This window comes from Limnoraphis robusta CS-951 (genome assembly GCF_000972705.2).
Window position 1 is genome coordinate 1 of sequence record NZ_LATL02000216.1, and the last position, 18,382, is coordinate 18,382.

Genomic DNA, 18,382 nt, shown 5'->3' on the forward strand with positions numbered 1-18,382 from the left:
ATTAATAAGGAAATCCCCCCTCAGTCCCCCCTTAATAAGGGGGGTGGGATGATATCGGGGAAAGATGCGTTTGTTTTGTATGATACTTATGGTTTTCCCTTAGAATTAACTCAAGAAATTGCCGAAGAAAATGGGTTAACGGTGGATGTTTCTGGGTTTGAAACCGAGATGGAAGAACAACGGAATCGCTCTAAAGATGCCCATGAAACTATTGATTTAACCATTCAAGGCAGTTTGGATAAACTCGCAGAAACCATCCATCCAACGGCGTTTTTAGGTCACACTGAACCCGTTTCTGAAGCGGTGGTAAAAGCGATATTAATTGAAGGAAAATCGGTGGAGTCTGCCGAAGCAGGAACAAAGGTGCAAATTGTACTCGATCAAACGCCTTTTTATGCAGAGTCGGGCGGACAAATTGGCGATCGCGGTTTTCTCAGTTTTGGGGATACAGTGGTGCGGGTAGAAGATGTTCAAAAAGAGTCAAATATCTTCATTCATTTAGGCAAAGTTGAACGGGGAATATTAACCCTTGGGATGACAGTAAATGCCCAAATTGATCGGGCTTGTCGGCGTCGCGCCCAAGCTAATCATACCGCAACTCACCTATTACAAGCGGCGTTAAAATTAATTGTTGATCCGACTATTTCTCAAGCGGGTTCAATGGTATCCTTTGATCGCCTGCGGTTTGATTTTAATTGTCCCCGTCAGTTAACGCCAGAAGAACTTCAACAAGTCGAAGATCAGGTGAATAGTTGGATCGCAGAAGCACACCCCGCTATTGTCGCAGAAATGCCTTTAGAAGAAGCAAAAGCCAAGGGTGCAACGGCGATGTTTGGGGAGAAATATTCTGATGTCGTGCGGGTGGTTGACTATGTGGGAGTTTCGATGGAATTATGTGGCGGAACTCATGTGAATAATACGGCGGAAATTGGCTTGTTTAAAATAGTCACCGAGACGGGTATTGCATCGGGTATTCGTCGCATTGAAGCGGTGGCGGGACAGTCGGTTTTAGATTATCTGAAAGTGCGGGATAATGTGGTGAAAGAGTTGGGCGATCGCTTTAAAGCCAAGCCGGAAGAATTGCCGGAACGGATCACGAATTTGCAAAATGAGTTAAAAGCAACTCAGAAACAATTAGATGCAGCTAAAGGGGAATTAGCGATCGCAAAATCCGATCAATTGTTAGCAGAAGCAGAAACAATTGGTGAGGTTAAAATACTGGTGGCGGAACTTCCTGGTGTTGATGCAGACTCGTTAAAAACGGCTGCGGAACGGTTACAACAAAAGTTAGGAGAAAGTGCGGTTGTATTAGGTTCATCGCCGGAAGAAGGGAAAGTCAGTTTAGTTGCTGCGTTTTCAAAAACGGTGAATAATAAGGGTTTACAAGCCGGAAAATTCATCGGAAATATCGCCAAAATTTGCGGCGGTGGCGGTGGCGGGCGTCCGAACTTTGCCCAAGCAGGGGGACGAGATGCGAGTAAGTTAGCAGAAGCGTTAGACAGTGCAAAAACTCAGTTAGTTGAGGGGTTGAAGTAGTTTGTGTTTGGTGGGCAATGCCCACCTTAAAGTTAAAATAGAATGAAGATATTAACAGATTATCAGGGTCGTTCCGTTAGACTTACAGAAGAACGGTTAACTCACATTTTGCAGCATCCTGAATTAGTAAATATGGAGGATGAAATTGAAATCACGCTGCAAAACCCAGAACAAGTTAGGCGATCGCGTACAGATGAAACCGTTCTCATCAGTTACCGCTATTATACAGGAACTCTCGTCGGAGATAAATGGTTATGTGTTGTTGTGAAATACCTTGAAAATGATGCTTTTGTTTTAACGGCTTATTTTACAGATCAGGTTAAAAAAGGAGAACAGTTATGGCCTCAACCGTAAAAATTTGGTACGACAAAGAAGGGGATTTTTTAGAAGTTCTTTTTTCGGATAAACCCGGATACATGAGAGAAACAGATAATGATGCCATTATGGAACGGGTTGATCAAGATGGAAATTTGTTGGGGTTTTCTGTGTTAGCGGTTAGTCGTCTTTCGGCTGATAAACCGTTAATTGCAGAGTTAATTGCTAGTGTTAAAAGCTGAAGAAATGCGAGTGAGTTAAATGAGGCGTTAGAATGAGTATGACACCCTACCCAACTTTAAAACAAGTTCAAGAGTTAATTCTCAAGTTACCTATTGCCGAGCAAATTGTTTTGCTTGAAGACTTAGAAGAAAGACTAGAAACCATGATTATAATGAACCTAGCAGAAACGGGTTTTCAAGAATGGAATGAACTAGAGGAAGATATTTCCACTAATCAACTGTTAGTGCAGAGTTAATTACTACTTTGAAAGAATTACGAAATGCTACTAAGTTAGTTGAGGAGTTGAAGTATTTCGTTAGGGTGGGCATTGCCCACCTTAATCTACTTTTCACATTAGCCCAGAAATTGATTCCGGGTGAGAAGTGTTTTAACTCTAACTGACAGAGGAAGCTTTACGAATTTCATCATCAATTGAATCGAGAGCATTGCGTATATCACGCTTCAAATCCTCTAGTTCTCCTTCAATTGAATTGCTGTTATCTCTCAAATGTTTTAAATAGGTTTTTATTTTTGTAATCCGTTTTAATGTGGTTCGGATTTGTTCGATTTGAGCTTCTACTGTTTTAGCATCTATGTCCGGTTTAGATGCACGCAAAGCTTCTAATTGTTTCCGAGCGATTAGAAAACGAATTGCTGTAACCATGTGTTCATGTGTCGTTGCAATCCAATTCCCATGTTCACATACTCCCACAGCCCAATCACCAATTTCTTTTCCTAACCCGGTCTCGTTACGACTCAAGTATATAGCAGCATTAGCCTGACGATACGACATTGCTTTAGTAAGTTGGTCAGATATTCTTTTACGTCCAAATCCTGCCGATCCCCGATCTCTTGCCTCAATGACTATTGATATCTCTGTGGCTGCATGAGAGTCTAAGGTAATTTTAACTAAGAAATCACCAGCCTGGTTGTCAACACCGACATAATGGACTTCAGCTCCAGCAACACTTGCCCATTGTTGTAACTTTTCCAAGACTTCTTCTTCATAAGTAAAACCTTTCAAAGTTGTTTGTTGTCGTGCTTCCTCTCTACCCTCTTCTCCTCGAACTTCTAACGCTAAATCTTTCATTTCTTTAGTCAAAGGATCAACAGCTTCCTTAACCACCTTTTTAACGACTTCAGCCAAGATTCCATCTTTAGTCGTCACCTGTTGCAAAGCCGATGTAAATGATCCTTGAACAGAGTCTTTGCGTGCAGGATCTAAGAGATTTTTAAGTTGTTCCAAGGCTTTACCAAGAGTCGATGTATTTCTTGATGGATCTATCTCTCGTGAAAGCAAATCTTGAACATCTTTAAGTTGACGGTGAATTGCTTCTGATACCTCACGAACTTGTTGTTTTACAGGAGCTAAAACCTGACCATTCTCAGTTCCCATTTTACCAATGAGTTCTTTTTGAACTGTTTCCGGTATCTCACCTACTGTTTTCTCTACTTCTGCAACTTTACTGTCTAATTGCTTCTCAACTGCTTCAGGTATTGTCTTCACCGCTTGCTCTACTTGTGTAATCAGAGTATCTATCTGACGCTTAACAAATTCTGTGTCTTGGGTAGTTTGAGTCCTCTCCAGACATAAAATCCCAATCTGAAATGCTTTAATACAAGCTTTTTCCCATTCCTCTTGGGGTAAACGCTGTAGATAGTCTACTGCTTCTTTATCGGATATTTCTAGATTACAAATGGAGATTCGGTTATCCGTAATTTCAATTCTGGAAAACTCACCCTTTTCAGGTTCTTGTTTTGAAGGATGAGGAGTCTGACCGTTTAAGGAAGACACGGTTTCGGAAGAGGTACTTACCATATTTAGAACCTAATTTTCATTGTTTCAATTAGGTTAACACAACTCCATGTGTTTGTATATTCTATTGTTTTATATGGAGTGTTATCGTTTACTTTAAGTCTAAAAAGTCCGATAACTTATAACAAAAAATCTTGAATTGTCCGTTAAATCAACAGGCCCAAAATCATCGGTAATTTCCTCGATAGATTGAATCTTCAACACCTGTATCATCGCTTTCCACTGACGAGGAGTTTGCGATCGCTTCCGTCTCCCCAGAAATTCAACGCTGATAGGTTCGCAGAGGAATTCCACACAACACAGCAAATTCAGCTTGAGACAGTTGGGTTCGTTCAAGCGTTGATTCAATAAATTGAGTGCATTCACAAGTTTAATATTAGCAAAAATGCGTTCACGAAGTGATCGGAGGCGATCGCCTTGACCTGTGGCATAATAAGAACTAGAGTTGATAAAAACCATTTTTATGAACGAAAAATTAGTTAATTCATTGGTAGAAATTATTAGTTCTCTCTCCGAACCAGAACGAAATCTACTTAATAAAAAACTTCTGGCAAAGCTTCAAGCGTCTGAACTTCGTTCAGAAAATTGGCAAGAGGAACCTTTTGTCGGGATGTGGAAAGATCGTCAGGATATCGAAGATAGTACCGCTTGGGTTCGTTCTATTCGTCATCAACACTGGACAGGAAAGGCCAAAAATACTGATTGATACTGATATTTTAATAGACGTTGCTCGTTCTGTTTAACCTTCTTCCCTATCCGTAATGATAGAATATTGCTAACATCAAACTTGGCGATCGCGTAGCGTCTCCCCCTGTTAATAATATGCCTTTGTGCCATAATTAAGTAAAAATAGATCGAGCCGGAAACGATGACGAATTCACTTCTCAACGAAATCCTGAGACTGAGTGTTTCAGAACGACTAGAACTAATAGAAATTATTTGGGATAGCCTGGCGACTACAGGAGATGAACCCGAATTAACAGACGCACAACGCCAAGAACTCGACTGTCGTCTAGAAGCTTACCAACAAAATCCCACATCGGGTTCAAGTTGGGAAGAAGTTAAACAACGAATTCAAAGCCGTCAATGAGTTATCCTATTATTATTCAGCCCGAAGCTGAACTTGATTTTGAGGATGCTTACTGTTGGTATGAACAGCACCGTCAAGGACTAGGTTCAGAGTTTATTCGTGCAGTTGATAACTGTTTTTCCTAAATTGCTGAAAATCCATTTGCTTATCCTCAAGTTTACAAGCAAACTCGTCGCATACTTGTTCGCAGATTTCCCTATGGAATATTTTATTTTATTAACAATAATACCATTTTTATTATCGCTTGCTTTCATACAAAACGCAACCCTAAAACCTGGCAAAAGCGCTTTTAACTTCATTCAAAGTCAACCCAAGAACCATAAAATGATAAACTAATATCGGTTAGCCTCCCAACATCTGTATGTCTCAACAAAACCCCCTACAAACTCCCCACAGTGGCTATCACTGGAATGGTAGCCAACATCGTTTTTTTGAAGGTTGGTACTTTCGCGTCACCCTACCCGAAGCGCGTCAAACCTTTGCGTTTATGTATTCAATTGAAGATCCCATAGGTGGACAGCTTTATAGTGGCGGAGGGGCGCAAATTTTAGGCCCTGATGATGGATATCTCTGTCGCACCTTTCCTGATGTTCAAACATTTTGGGCGTCTCCCCAGGCGTTAGAATTGGGTCACTGGGGTAAAACGGACTTAAATTCAACACCAGGATATCTGGAACCCCAACTGTTTAATCATCATATCCAACAAGGGTATCAAGTTACAACGACTTTGCATCAAGGTATTTTACATGATCCCGGAACTCAACAAACCTGTCGTTGGGAATATTCAACACAACCGATTTATGGTTGGGGAAATGTTGGTCAACCTCAACAGTCTACGGCGGGATGGTTATCTTTTCTCCCCATTTTTGAACCCGGTTGGCAAATCTTAATGGCGCATGGGTTAGCAACAGGTTGGATCGAATGGAATGGTACTCTTTATGAGTTTAACAATGCACCTGCTTATAGTGAAAAAAATTGGGGCGGAGCGTTTCCTCAAAAATGGTTTTGGGTCAATTGTAACTGTTTTGAAAACGAACCCGATTTAGCCCTAACCGCAGGCGGAGGAAGGCGGGGCGTGTTAACCTGGATGGAATCTGTTGGGATGATTGGGATTCATTATCGAGGAAAATTTTATGAATTTGTTCCCTGGAATTCTCAAGTTTCATGGCAAATTAAACCCTGGGGAGAATGGAAAATACAAGCCAAAAATTCACTGTTTCAAGTCACCTTAACCGCCACAACAAAAGAACCCGGAACCCCCTTACGCGCCCCGACTCAAGACGGATTAATTTTCTTTTGTCGAGATACCATGCAAGCTGAAATTCAGTTAGAATTAAAACAGGGTAATCAGGTGATTTTATTCGCTAAAAGTGATGTTTGTGGCGTAGAAGTCGGGGGTCATCCTTGGACTGACACTTGGGTGAATTAAAGGCAATTTCACCCGCTTAGGCAGAAAATAGCGAGATCATTTGTTAACATAGATAGAGTTAGCCAACGTGGGGCTGTGGCTCAGATGGATAGAGCAAGCGCCTCCTGAATATTCGGGCACCCTGAGAGGAAACTTCAGGTGTGAATGTGGTCAAACTCAAGGAAGCCTAAGTTCTGTTAGGATAAGGTAATCTTGAGCCAAGCTTTATCTCAGATGAAGATAAAGAAGGTGCAGAGACTCAACGGCCACCGCCTAAAGGCTTTTTAGCTGATGGTGAAGAAAGAGTCCAGAGAGTGGGGAAACTCACACCAATCTGAAGCGCTAGGTCGCCGGTTCAAGTCCGGCCAGTCCCGTAAGTAACAATACCTTATTTGATCAAACTTTCAACGTTTCACTCAAACGTTTCTGAAACCTTTATCTCCCAGTACCCAATACCCAGTACCCTAAGCTTCGGCGCGATCAAAATTCTTGTATTCGTTGTTGGTCTGATATTAATGTATACTTTTGTGAAAATTGTCAATTGAGTTGATCGATCAAGCGAGTAAGTGAGGAGTAAGAAATGTACATCGTACAGATTGCCTCTGAATGCGCTCCCGTAATTAAAGCCGGAGGCTTGGGCGATGTGGTTTACGGACTCAGCCGAGAGTTAGAAATTCGGGGCCATAACGTAGAGATTATTCTACCGAAATATGACTGTATGCGGTATGACCACATCTGGGGACTGCACGAAGCCTATCGGGATTTATGGGTGCCTTGGTATGATGGCGCTATTGTTTGTGATGTTTATTGCGGTTGGGTACACGGACGGTTATGCTTCTTTATTGAACCTCGTTCGGAGGATAACTTCTTCAACCGAGGCTGTTATTATGGCTGTGATGATGACAATATGCGGTTTGCCTTTTTTAGTAAGGCAGCGTTAGAGTTTTTACTCCGCACGAATAAACGCCCAGATGTCATTCACTGCCATGACTGGCAAACTGGCTTAATCCCCGTGATGCTCTATGAGATTTACAAATATCATGGCATGGAGTATCAACGAGTTTGCTATACCATTCATAATTTTAAACACCAAGGAATCGCCGGAATCGATGCTCTTTGGGCGACAGGACTCAATAACGAAGCTTATTATTTTGATTATAGTCGTCTGCGAGACAATTTCAATCCCTTCGCGCTTAACTTTATGAAGGGTGGCATTGTTTACTCCAATTTTGTGACAACAGTTTCACCTCATCATGCTTGGGAAGCCCATCAAGGTGACTGTGGTTATGGTTTAGGGCATACATTGCATGAACACCAACACAAGTTTAGCGGTATTCTCAATGGCATTGATTATAATGTCTGGAATCCCGAAACGGATGACTATATTCCCTTTAATTATAGTCCTGAAGATTTCGATACCAAAATCAAGAATTCAAAGGCTTTACGAGAAAAACTCTGGTTGCGTCATGTCAATCAACCGATTATCGCCTATATTGGTCGCTTAGATGATCAAAAAGGAGTTCATCTGGTTCATCATGCCATGTATTACGCCCTACACCGACAAGCTCAATTTGTGCTATTAGGTTCGGCAACAGAACGAGGAATTAACGATTGGTTCTGGCATGAAAAGAACTTCCTTAATAGTAACCCAGATTGTCACTTAGAAATCGGCTTTAACGAAGAACTTTCACACCTGATTTATGCAGGGGCTGATATGATTATTGTCCCTAGTAACTATGAACCTTGCGGGTTAACTCAAATGATCGGCATGAGATACGGAACCGTGCCAATTGTTCGAGGTGTGGGAGGGTTAGTCAGTACCGTATTTGACCGAGATTATGATGAAAATAAACCCGAAGAAAAACGCAATGGTTATGTTTTCTACCAAACCGATAATCAGGCCTTAGAATCAGCGATGGATCGGGCAATTGGTTTATGGCATCATTACCCGAAAGACTTCCGTCAGCTCGCCCTACAAGGCATGGAGTATGATTATTCTTGGCATAATCCCGGCCAAGATTATGTCGGGATTTATGACTATATTCGCCATAGATAGAAACGGATGATTTTATCGTTAAATTCGGGGGTGAAGAAAAATGACGAATAAAATTCTTGCCCTCGACTTTGGCGGTACAAAATTAGCTGCGGCTACTCTGATTTCTGGTCAACGACAATGGCACAATACCCGCCGTCAACTGTCTGGAAATACACCCACTGCCACGACTGATTTAGAAATCATGCGATCGCTGATTTGGGAGTTATTAGGCGATGAAAAACCCCTAGCCATTGGCGTCAGTTTTGGCGGGCCTGTTGATGCAAAAACGGGAATTGTTCGTTTATCTCATCATGTTTCAGGATGGGAAAATCTGCCTCTACGTGAGATTTTAGAAGCAGAATATAACGCCCCGGTTCGAGTCGATAATGATGCCAATGTTGCGGCTTTGGGAGAATACAAATTCGGCGCCGGACAAGGCTGTGAAAGTTTATTTTACATTACTGTCAGTACAGGTGTCGGAGGCGGTTGGATACTCAATGGTCGTCTTTGGCAAGGTTTTCAGGGAATGGCGGGGGAAATTGGTCATACCGTCGTACAACCAGACGGGCCATTATGTTTGTGTGGAAAACGCGGTTGTGTGGAAAGATTGGCGTCCGGGCCATATATTGCCCAACAAATTCGTCAAAGCTTAAATGAACAGCCCCAACAAGGCGAAATTCTCCGCAATTTAGTGAGTCATCAACTTGATAATATTACAGCAGAAATGGTGAGTCAAGCCGCGAATAATGGCGATGAACTCTGCCAAAACGCGATTAAATTAGCAGGATGGGCGATTGGTGTGGGAATTGGCAATGCAGCAAATTTTATCAATCCTCAACGGTTTATATTAGGCGGTGGCGTCACGAAAGCAGGGGATTTATTTTGGCAGCAAGTTCGGCAAATTTCTCGCCAAACCGCGTTACCTGAAATTGATTTTGACATAGTTTCCGCCCAGTTAGGGGATGAAGCGCCTCTTTGGGGTGCCGTTGCATTGGCTGAAACAGCCTTTGACAGTTAACAGTATCACCCCATTGCTTGCCTTTTTTCATATTAGAACATTAAACGATATAAAACTTCATCAATTTCTGCTAATTTATATCTGATTAAATTTTAATCAAATTATTCCAGAACTTGTTATTTTTTCTAGGAAAATCACAGAAACTCCGTATTTGTACACTTGTAGGAACCCTGATCAATCGCTTAATATTGAAGTAGACAGATAAGCCTTGAGTTCAGATTTAAACCAATCTAAGGAGAAACCATGCTGCTGTCACACGTATCCATCAAAAGTTCATCCTCAACAAAAAAGAAAAAAGCGGAATATGTGAGAAAGCTAGAACCCTATATTTGCCCTCAGTGTGAGGATCAACCCAATACTGATTCTAGCAAATCCTCTGAGAAGGAATGAATGGACTAAATTGCGATCGCTTGAGTCTTGCTTAATGTTATCACGGGTGTACTACTATTAGGCAAGTTATCAATCAATGACGCAGATCAACCCCTTAAATTTTCGAGAAGCCACTCCTCAAGATTGGCAAGAAATTATGGGTATTCATAACTCTAATGTTAGAGAACAGAATGCCTCAAATTGTCATGGCTTCCTTTTGGCTAAAACCACAGAAGAAGAGATTATAGAAAATATCAATAATCAGACTCGATATTTTGTGGCTGCTAATATAGCAGAGAAAGAGTTGATTAGGACACTGTTTTTCTGTCAAATCCTTTTATGATAAAGGTTTCAATTCTGTCTCCTGTCTCCTGTCTCCTGATTTCTGCTAATATTAGCGATGAAATTTTCGGATTTTTAGCGTTATCAAAACCAAAAATCAGCAATGAATTTTTTAATCAAATTATTTGGAAAGACGATTCTTGTCAGAATAAAATATTGAGTGATAGACATCTTTATATTAAAATCGTCGCCACTCACCCCAACCATCAGAGTAAAGGTGTTGCTCAATTTATGTATAAATCCCTGTATGAAAGCTTTCCCAATTCGTTCTTTTCAACCTTTATTGTTTCCAAACCTATTTTCAATCATCGTTCAATACTATTCCATGAAAAGCAAGGGTTTTACCTTGTAGGAACTCTTAAACGCTCATCATTCCTCGACTTCAAAAATTATGAAAGTGTTTTGATGGTCAAAGAAATATAACCGTGTTTTTATTTCAGATCAGGGATTGAATAAAACCCGCTATACCTTTAATATTAGAGTTAATCAACTGCAAGGCTCTCCCGTACTTTTTCTGAGAATTTCCAATTGATAGGAGGTTTCTATGTCTGTTTTAAAAGGAACTTGGACGAGTGAATACATCACTACAAATGGTGTAACCCTGCATTATGTTACCCAAGGTAACGGGCCATTGATGCTCATGTTGCATGGGTTTCCTGAGTTTTGGTATTCGTGGCGCCATCAAATTCCCGAATTTTCCCAAGATTATAAAGTTGTTGCTTTAGATCTACGTGGCTACAACGACAGTGATAAACCCAAAGATTTATCTGCTTATAGCATGAAAGAATTGATCCAAGATATTCGAGGGGTAATTATAGGCTTAGGATATGATCATTGTACCTTAGTGGCTCACGATTGGGGTGGGGCGATCGCTTGGAATGTTGCCTATACTTATCCGGAAATGGTTGATAAATTAATCGTGATGAATTTGCCCCATCCGGCGAAGTTTGCTCAGGGTTTATGGACGATTGATCAGTTACAAAAAAGCTGGTATATCTTTTTCTTTCAACTCCCTATTTTACCTGAGTTGTTGTTACAATCCGATGATTATCGAGCGATTTCTTCTGCTTTTGTTAACATGGCAATTGACAAAAGTGCTTTTACTTCTAATGACTTAGAAATGTACAAAAATGCAGCCGCTAAACGAGGTGCGTTAACCGCGATGATCAACTATTATCGCAATGTTTTTCCCGCCTTTTTCAATCCCCAAGAGCGACCACAATGGGGTTTATTAACGGTTCCGACCTTGATGATTTGGGGAGAAAATGATGCAGCTTTAGGTAAAGAATTAACCTACGGAACAGAAGAATATGTACAGAATTTTCGGATTCGTTATATTCCTAACTGTAGCCATTGGGTACAACAAGAACGTCCTGAATTAGTGAATCAATATATGCGAGAGTTTTTGAGTGATTAGGCTGAATATTTGAGTCGATTTTTAAAAGGGTGCTTGAAAAATTGCTGAGTTTTTAAGTAGAATTTCGGGGAAATATACCTCTAATTGTTTGGGAAAATTGAGCGGTTCAAGACATCATCAACGGTGAAGGAGTCAATTGCCAATAATTTGATCAATTCTTCTCCGGTTTGTGCTATAGTTAGAATGAGAGAATCTGGGCGCCGGGAGATGGCTAACTGTTCCCAACTCAACCCGCCATCGAGAACGATTAGATCTTGACCATCCTCAAAGTCAAGCAACAGATCCAAACCTGAACCTGGTGATACAAAAAAGCGATCGCCTCCTTCCCCACCTGACAAGGTATCCTCCCCCTCTTCTCCCACTAACCAGTCATCTCCATCCCCTCCTGAAAGGCGATCGTTTCCTTCACCTGCATCTAGGGTGTCATCCCCGATATCCCCAAAAATTTGATCGTCTCCCTGGTTTCCATCTAGCCAGTCGTTTCCAACCCCACCATACAGAATATCATTATCATCATTACCAGACAGTGTATCGTTTCCTTCATTTCCCCATAGCGTATCATTTCCCCCATTTCCCTCGATCCAGTCTTCTTCGAGGTTTCCTTCAATATAATCATTATCGATACCCCCTTGCAAAGTATCTTCACCTTTCCCCCCATACAAGCTATCGTTTCCTTCATCTCCTGCTAAATAGTCGGCTTCGGTATTTCCATTGATCCAGTCGTTTCCGTCATCCCCAAAAATGCGATCGCTTCCCGAACCTCCATACAGATGATCTTCTCCATTTTCACCAGAAATATAATCATTTTCCTGATCTCCAAACCCTTGATCATCACCTAAACCCATTTGGAGAGTATCATTTCCCTCTCCACCGTGAAGGGTATCGTTTCCTTCATCTCCACTGAGATAGTCGTCATTTTCATTTGCGATCGCAATATCGTCACCTTCACCCGCAAACAGGCTATCTCTCCCTAACAAGCCAAAAATTTGGTTATCTGCGGATGTTCCAATAATGCGATCTGAAGCATTTGTCGGAAATGCGATCGCTTCTGCTTTTAATTCTACATCGAATTTGAGATCAAAAGGTCGGTTAGGGGGTGTGATAGGAGGAATGTAAGCGGTGAGATCAAAGATATCTGATGAACCAGGAACCTCAAAGATAGCAGTGGGTTGGGGTTCAAAAGTGGGTTCAAAAATCGGCTCTGGAGTCGCTTCAATAGTTGGTGTTGGTGTTGGAATTATTTCAACAGTTGGTGTTGCTTCAACAGTTGGTGTTGGTGTTGGAATTATTTCAACAGTTGGTGTTGGAGTTGGTTCAACAGTTGGAGTTGGTTCAACAGTTGGAGTTGGAGTTAGTTCAACAGTTGGAGTTGGAGTTGGAATTATTTCAACAGTTGGAGTTATTTCAACAGTTGGTGTTGGAGTTGGAATTATTTCAACAGTTGGTGTTGGAGTTGGAATTATTTCAACTGTCGGCGTTGGTTCAACAGTTGGAGTTGGTTCAACAGTTGGAGTTGGAGTTATTTCAACAGTTGGAGTTGGTTCAACTATCGGAGTTGGAGTTATTTCAATAGTTGGAGTTGGTTCAATAGTTGGAGTTGGTTCAACAGTTGGAGTTGGAATTATTTCAACTGTCGGCGTTGGTTCAATAGTTGGAGTTGGTTCAATAGTTGGTGTTGGTTCAACAGTTGGTGTTGGTTCAACAGTTGGTGTTGGAGTTGGTTCAACAGTTGGAGTTGGTTCAACAGTTGGAGTTGGTTCAACAGTTGGAGTTATTTCAACAGTTGGAGTTATTTCAATAGTTGGAGTTGGTTCAATAGTTGGAGTTGGTTCTACTGTCGGTGTTGGAGTTGGAGTTGGAAGATCATCACTAATAATAGTCAGAATGGTTGTATCAGGTGAACCCAATATTAGTTTTTGACTAGGGTTCGGGTTTGTGAGTGCAAAATTAACCGTTTCATCTTCTTCTATATCTTGATCATCTAAAATAGGAATGCTGATGATTTTTTGCGTTTCTCCAGGGTTAAAAGTAAGAACTCCGCGAGTAGCTGTGTAGTCGTCTCCTGCTGTTGCTGTTCCTCCCATCGTAGTATAATCAATACTAACCGGAATACTCACAGCTTGATCAAGATTCACTACTATTTCAACAAAACTATCCGTTTCATTAACCGTGTAGGTAGTCTGTTCTAAACTAACCGTTGCAGTCTTATTATCCGTGATTATTAATTCTGCGGTGTCACTTGTTCCGAGAGTCGCACCTGTGGGGTTAGAAAGTTGCAAGTCTACCGTTTCATCTGCTTCTATAATATCATCATTGTGAATCGGAACTGTAAAACTTTTTTCAGTTTCTCCGGGGTTAAAGGTTAGAGATCCTGTTGTTTCAGTGTAGTCTGTTCCTGCTATTGCTGTTCCGTTTGCGGTAGAATAAATAACACTAATAGCTGAACTAGATGGGTGACTCAGACTGATATTAATCGTTGCAGTTTCCGCAAGTTCACTAACGGTGTAAGTAGTCTGTTCAAAATTAATAATAGGAAGCGGATCATCGTTGGCGATCGCAATACTGAGAGGAGAATTATTAAAAGTCTTTGTTTCCGATGAAGTGAGACTAAGTTCGAGAGTTTCTTCGGGTTCAAATATTTCATCTCCTAAAATATCTACTGTCAGGGTTTGAGTTGTTTCTCCAACCTCAAAGGTAATGTTTCCGCTTTTATTGACAACCGTTTCCTCAAGCCTAATATTGCTATAGTCTATTTCAGGAGTCGCCGTACCTTGAAAGCTATAATTAATCTGACTCTGTTGACTCTGATTTCCAGTTCGAGTTATAGTATAAGTAACCGTTTTACTGCTAGTATTTCCTTCAGTTATTTCTGTCGGGTTAACCGATAAACTGTAACTAATCTCATTATCTGCAATATCAACCTCAACATTTCCCACCCCAATATTATCGTAATTTCCATCATTGCTAGTAACGGCATGAATTAGGGTTTGGCTGTGGTTTCCTTCAAGAACCGTATCATCTATTGCTGTAATAGTAACGGGTTGGGGAATATTCCAGTTTGTCTCATCAAAAATAACAGAAGAAACTGCTTGAACCTGGCTTCCCGTATCAATAGAAATACTAACAGGTTGAGTCGGTTGGGTGGCGAGTTGAAGGGTGTAAGTTGTTGTCTCTCCTTCGCTAATATCGAGGGTGTTCGGAGTTACAATAACTTGAGGAGTATTATTATCAATGAGAGTCGTAGTTACCGTTTGAGTTTCCGTCTCCGTGCCGTTGATAATGTTATCAATACTAACTTCTACCGTTTCGTTTACTTCTGCGAGATTATCTATCTTTCCGGTTAACGTAATACTGTTTTCAATCTCCCCTGCTGGAATAATGATCGATGTATTATTAGCCGTGTAGTCTACCCCAAACGTTGCTGTTCCTGCGAAGTTTAAATGAACCGTTACATCTTGGCTAGAAACCGCATCTAAACTCGCAGTAATAGTGGTTGTATTTGCAGTTTCAGAAAAAGCAGCATCACTCAAACTAAGGCTAACATTAGGAGGAGGATCAAGATCTTCCAGCGTAATAGTATGAGTTGAAATTTCCCCAACTGAAGCGTTAGTTGGTGTTTCTAAGGTTAAGATAATGCTTTCATTCACTTCATCAAGGTTATCTTGACTCAAATTCAGTGAAATAATACGTTGAGAATTTCCCGCAGGGATTATAATTGAACTTAGGTTAATAGTATAGTCGCTGTTATTGGTTGCTGTTCCTGTCACCGCAAACGGAACCGTAATATCAACTCCCGCTACAGCAGACAGTTGAATAATAGCCGTTATTATTTTCCCTTCTTCACCGCTTTGGCTAGCCGTTGCAAAATTCACCGTCGGAGCAGTATCATTATCTTGAATAGTACCCTCTCCGGTTCCATCTGTTATCCCTGCATTCGATGGGTTGCTGAGAACTAAATTAAACGTTTCATCTGCTTCAAATAAGCTATCTCCCGCGATACTCACGTTAACAGTTTTACTCGTTTCTCCCGGTTCAAATGTCAGACTTCCTGTTTTTGAGGTGTAGTCTGTTCCTTGTATTGCGGTAACGTCTGCGGTAGCATAACTAACTGTAACCGTTTTACTGGTTGGATGAGAAAGGCTAACGGTAAAAGTAGTATTGATAGTTCCGCTATCCGTTTCTAAACTATTAACATCATTCACCACGAGGTTAGGAATTGCACCGAGGGAATTGACTGATTTTGGTGTACCATAGATTAGGTTATTATTCGCATCAACACCGTTAATTGTTAGTCCATCATTTGTACGCCAATTATTATCATCTCCGGGTAAAGTCGGATCGATCCGTTCCATTGTAAATTTAGCAGAATTTTCTCCCGCTACCCAGTCTCCACCATCCTCATTCACAATATCAATAATATTCCCATCAGGAGATTTTAAAGTTAGAGTTTCTCCCTCATTTCCTAAGGCTCCTGTATAAATCAAGTCGGCTGTGATATTATTAACAGTAGTCTCATCTGTTCGTTCTAGTAATAAATAACCTTCAGGTGCGATAATTGTTCCATTGGGAATTGTTTTATTAGGAATTCCGTCACTCGCTTCCAATTTCCAACCACTCAAGTTAATGCTTGTATAACCTGGGTTGTACAGTTCGATCCATTCATCATTAACGCTATTCGCTGTTCCCATCCAAGCAATTTCATTAATGACAACACTCAAGGGTAAAATTGCTTCATAAGCACCAATATCAGGTAAACTATCTCTAGATATTCCCCGTTGATCGGTTGTTTTTGCAGTAGATAGATCGGCTGTATTAATAGCAAGACTTCCCGATAATAAACTATGAGTCGGAGTTGAACCTCCGTTATTAACAAGTGTAGAATTGAGTCCAACTTCTGCAAAAGTTCCGGTTAAGTTATTGGTTTGAGTGTTTCCAACCAAAGTATTATTTTGATTTCCCGCTAAAATACTATTGCTGAGAACATTAACAGTATTTTGGTTGTCAATAGCATAACCTTGATTTCCCGCAATTGTGCTATGATTAATCTTGTTAACAACTCCTGTATTAACAATCCCCGAAACTGGGTTACTGCTAATGGTGCTATTTTCTATTGTTAATGTTCCCGTCGTATTAACAATAGCACTGGGAAAAATCCCCCCAGCGATCGCACTATTATTACTAACGGTACTTTCTGTTAAACTCAAAATACCCTCATTGCGAATAGCACTCCCATTTTTAGCGGTATTTCCATCAAACCAACTCTTGCTAAGAGTAACAGTACCATTCGTTGTATTAATCAGTCCCCCACCGCCACTCGCCTCGCTACTATTACCTTGAGCAACGTTGTTAATAATGCTACTATTTATAATAGTCAGAGTTCCATCATTGCCAATTCCTCCCCCATCATCGTTTGAAACATTATTGCGAATAATCGTTTGATTTAGGGTAAGATTTTCTTGATTATAAATTCCGCCCCCATCTTCGCTTCCGGTGACTGTTCCCTTTTCAAGGGTTAATCCCTGGATGATGACATTAATTTGGTCATTTGTGTTATCATCAATCAGAAAAACACGGGAATTGTTGTTCCCGCTAATAAGAATATCAGTTTCTAAACCGTTAATTGTGAGAGCGCTGGTAATGACCAGTTGCGAACCGTTTAGAGTTATGGTAGAATTAGCTAGGCTAGGATGAAATACAATCGTATCTCCTGTAGAATCGTTGTTAGCAGTAATAATAGCTTCTCGTAGGGTAACTAAGCCATCCCCCGCTATCGTGTTATCCGCATTACTATTGACAGTAATAGTAGCGAATACTCCGGGATAAGTTTGCTTAAAAGTCTCTGAAAAAATTGGGTAAATCGTTTGTTTTCCCGTCTTCCAGTCAAAATTCCAACTTCCCCCAAACTTAGGGTTTCCCACTCGCTGGGAAGATGCAATAATCTCTATTCCTAGAATATCACTCAGTTGTTTTAAGAAATTTTGACCTTCTTTCCCGGCTGCGACTTCACATCCATATAAGACTAAAATACTCCCATGCTGGGAAGATGACGGAAACCAAGACTTAAGTCTAGAAGTATAGCCAGGGAGGGTGTGAGAATTTAGCTGAACATTCCCTAAGTTCAAGCATCCGGGTGAACCGTGACTAATCAGGTGAACGGAAGCAAAAGCTGGGTATTGTTTGAGGATTTCCGCTATTTGGATAATAGCATTGCGATCGCGATCAAGCAAGACTATTTCTGTTCCTGGACTAATCCCCGAGATCAGATCAGGATAATCGTTTATGCTAGAATCAATCAGGGCAATAGCAGAGTCAGAACAGAGATTAGGATGAGCGAATGGGGCTAAGACTAGAGGATTTATAGTTGTTAAAACGCTATTTTTACGCATCGCAAAGGCTTAGAGAATTAGTAATCAAAAAAGACGCTTTGAATTGTTTTCAGGCGATATTTTCAATGAGGGTAGGGTTTACTCCTATTTTTGCTAGATTCCTAGAACGAACAAAGTAAACATTTCAAGAGTTTTTCTCGAATCAAGTTTAACTCTCGTTTTCGTTTTAATATTTGATGAGATTTGAGGCTAAGAGGAAAATGCAAGAGATAGAAACAAAAACCTCGAGATTACGATTGATTTCGAGTTGAGTATTAATAATGGCTCAAAACAATTACCCAGATCTTGTCTATCATACCATCAAGCTTACAAAAAATACAAGAGACAGGAGACAGAATTGAAACCTTTATCATAAAAGGATTTGACAGAAAAACAGTGTCCTAATCAACTCTTTCTCTGCTATAAAACCGTGTCATTTTAGGGTTTGG

At 40.7% G+C, this 18,382-nt stretch carries 16 protein-coding genes; 13 read left to right on the top strand and 3 right to left on the bottom strand.

Features of this window, described 5'->3' with window-relative positions:
* From alaS to WN50_RS18275, 4 genes are all read left to right on the top strand, one after another.
* On the top strand, positions 1-1,536 hold a 1,536-nt coding region (alaS, locus tag WN50_RS18260), incomplete at its 5' end, for an alanine--tRNA ligase (RefSeq protein WP_049560142.1).
* A 42-nt stretch (positions 1,537-1,578) separates the two neighbouring features.
* Positions 1,579-1,890, top strand: a complete 312-nt coding sequence (locus tag WN50_RS18265) for a DUF4258 domain-containing protein (RefSeq protein WP_046280927.1) — start codon at positions 1,579-1,581, stop codon at positions 1,888-1,890.
* The gene (locus WN50_RS18270) at positions 1,875-2,093 is read left to right on the top strand and encodes a DUF2283 domain-containing protein (protein ID WP_046280926.1); all 219 of its coding nucleotides are present in this window, start codon (positions 1,875-1,877) and stop codon (positions 2,091-2,093) included. The genes WN50_RS18265 and WN50_RS18270 overlap by 16 nt, the downstream gene beginning before the upstream one ends.
* 32 nt (positions 2,094-2,125) lie before the next feature.
* The gene (locus WN50_RS18275; protein WP_200906312.1) at positions 2,126-2,329 is read left to right on the top strand and encodes a hypothetical protein; all 204 of its coding nucleotides are present in this window, start codon (positions 2,126-2,128) and stop codon (positions 2,327-2,329) included.
* 138 nt (positions 2,330-2,467) lie between these two features.
* Here the strand turns inward: WN50_RS18275 and WN50_RS18280 are convergent, their stop codons facing one another.
* On the bottom strand, positions 2,468-3,892 hold the full coding sequence (locus WN50_RS18280; protein WP_046280924.1) for a hypothetical protein: 1,425 nt from the start codon (positions 3,890-3,892) through the stop codon (positions 2,468-2,470).
* A gap of 99 nt (positions 3,893-3,991) precedes the next feature.
* Positions 3,992-4,348 carry a hypothetical protein gene (locus WN50_RS18285; RefSeq protein ID WP_046280923.1) on the bottom strand — a complete coding sequence of 119 codons (357 nt, stop codon included), beginning with the start codon at positions 4,346-4,348 and terminating at the stop codon, positions 3,992-3,994.
* A 4-nt stretch (positions 4,349-4,352) separates the two neighbouring features.
* Here WN50_RS18285 and WN50_RS18290 point away from each other — a divergent pair, with 4 nt between their 5' ends.
* From WN50_RS18290 to WN50_RS18330, 9 genes are all read left to right on the top strand, one after another.
* Positions 4,353-4,595, top strand: coding sequence for a hypothetical protein (locus WN50_RS18290; protein ID WP_046280922.1), 243 nt, complete (start codon positions 4,353-4,355; stop codon positions 4,593-4,595).
* Positions 4,596-4,757: 162 nt separating this feature from the next.
* Complete coding sequence (locus tag WN50_RS18295) at positions 4,758-4,979, top strand: addiction module protein (RefSeq protein WP_046280921.1); 222 nt, start codon at positions 4,758-4,760, stop codon at positions 4,977-4,979.
* Positions 4,976-5,104 (top strand): hypothetical protein, encoded by a 129-nt coding sequence (locus WN50_RS36950; RefSeq protein ID WP_281062894.1) that lies wholly within the window; start codon positions 4,976-4,978, stop codon positions 5,102-5,104. The genes WN50_RS18295 and WN50_RS36950 overlap by 4 nt, the downstream gene beginning before the upstream one ends.
* A gap of 236 nt (positions 5,105-5,340) precedes the next feature.
* On the top strand, positions 5,341-6,408 hold the full coding sequence (locus WN50_RS18305; RefSeq protein WP_046280920.1) for a tocopherol cyclase family protein: 1,068 nt from the start codon (positions 5,341-5,343) through the stop codon (positions 6,406-6,408).
* Positions 6,409-6,967: 559 nt separating this feature from the next.
* Entirely contained in the window at positions 6,968-8,443 is a 1,476-nt protein-coding gene (glgA, locus tag WN50_RS18310; RefSeq protein ID WP_046280919.1) for a glycogen synthase GlgA, read from the top strand.
* Between the two features lie 40 nt (positions 8,444-8,483).
* Positions 8,484-9,440 carry an ROK family protein gene (locus tag WN50_RS18315; RefSeq protein WP_049560144.1) on the top strand — a complete coding sequence of 319 codons (957 nt, stop codon included), beginning with the start codon at positions 8,484-8,486 and terminating at the stop codon, positions 9,438-9,440.
* Positions 9,441-9,906: 466 nt separating this feature from the next.
* Positions 9,907-10,152 (top strand): hypothetical protein, encoded by a 246-nt coding sequence (locus WN50_RS18320; RefSeq protein ID WP_046280918.1) that lies wholly within the window; start codon positions 9,907-9,909, stop codon positions 10,150-10,152.
* Positions 10,149-10,574, top strand: coding sequence for a GNAT family N-acetyltransferase (locus WN50_RS18325; RefSeq protein WP_082172488.1), 426 nt, complete (start codon positions 10,149-10,151; stop codon positions 10,572-10,574). Before WN50_RS18320 ends, WN50_RS18325 begins: the two co-directional genes overlap by 4 nt.
* A 121-nt stretch (positions 10,575-10,695) precedes the next feature.
* On the top strand, positions 10,696-11,568 hold the full coding sequence (locus WN50_RS18330; protein WP_046280917.1) for an alpha/beta fold hydrolase: 873 nt from the start codon (positions 10,696-10,698) through the stop codon (positions 11,566-11,568).
* Between the two features lie 80 nt (positions 11,569-11,648).
* Here WN50_RS18330 and WN50_RS34165 read toward each other — a convergent pair whose 3' ends face one another.
* The gene (locus WN50_RS34165) at positions 11,649-17,954 is read right to left on the bottom strand and encodes a Calx-beta domain-containing protein (protein ID WP_046280916.1); all 6,306 of its coding nucleotides are present in this window, start codon (positions 17,952-17,954) and stop codon (positions 11,649-11,651) included.
* Between the last annotated feature and the right edge of the window lie 428 nt (positions 17,955-18,382).

Coding starts and splice junctions, on each gene's coding strand:
- WN50_RS18280 (WP_046280924.1), bottom strand. CDS start 3,892: ATGGTAAGTACCTCTTCCGAAACCGTGTCTTCCTTAAACGGTCAGACT.
- glgA (WP_046280919.1), top strand. CDS start 6,968: ATGTACATCGTACAGATTGCCTCTGAATGCGCTCCCGTAATTAAAGCC.
- WN50_RS18290 (WP_046280922.1), top strand. CDS start 4,353: ATGAACGAAAAATTAGTTAATTCATTGGTAGAAATTATTAGTTCTCTC.
- WN50_RS18325 (WP_082172488.1), top strand. CDS start 10,149: ATGATAAAGGTTTCAATTCTGTCTCCTGTCTCCTGTCTCCTGATTTCT.
- WN50_RS18265 (WP_046280927.1), top strand. CDS start 1,579: ATGAAGATATTAACAGATTATCAGGGTCGTTCCGTTAGACTTACAGAA.
- WN50_RS34165 (WP_046280916.1), bottom strand. CDS start 17,954: ATGCGTAAAAATAGCGTTTTAACAACTATAAATCCTCTAGTCTTAGCC.
- WN50_RS18330 (WP_046280917.1), top strand. CDS start 10,696: ATGTCTGTTTTAAAAGGAACTTGGACGAGTGAATACATCACTACAAAT.
- WN50_RS18285 (WP_046280923.1), bottom strand. CDS start 4,348: ATGGTTTTTATCAACTCTAGTTCTTATTATGCCACAGGTCAAGGCGAT.
- WN50_RS18315 (WP_049560144.1), top strand. CDS start 8,484: ATGACGAATAAAATTCTTGCCCTCGACTTTGGCGGTACAAAATTAGCT.
- WN50_RS18270 (WP_046280926.1), top strand. CDS start 1,875: ATGGCCTCAACCGTAAAAATTTGGTACGACAAAGAAGGGGATTTTTTA.
- WN50_RS18320 (WP_046280918.1), top strand. CDS start 9,907: ATGACGCAGATCAACCCCTTAAATTTTCGAGAAGCCACTCCTCAAGAT.
- WN50_RS18275 (WP_200906312.1), top strand. CDS start 2,126: ATGAGTATGACACCCTACCCAACTTTAAAACAAGTTCAAGAGTTAATT.
- WN50_RS18295 (WP_046280921.1), top strand. CDS start 4,758: ATGACGAATTCACTTCTCAACGAAATCCTGAGACTGAGTGTTTCAGAA.
- WN50_RS18305 (WP_046280920.1), top strand. CDS start 5,341: ATGTCTCAACAAAACCCCCTACAAACTCCCCACAGTGGCTATCACTGG.
- WN50_RS36950 (WP_281062894.1), top strand. CDS start 4,976: ATGAGTTATCCTATTATTATTCAGCCCGAAGCTGAACTTGATTTTGAG.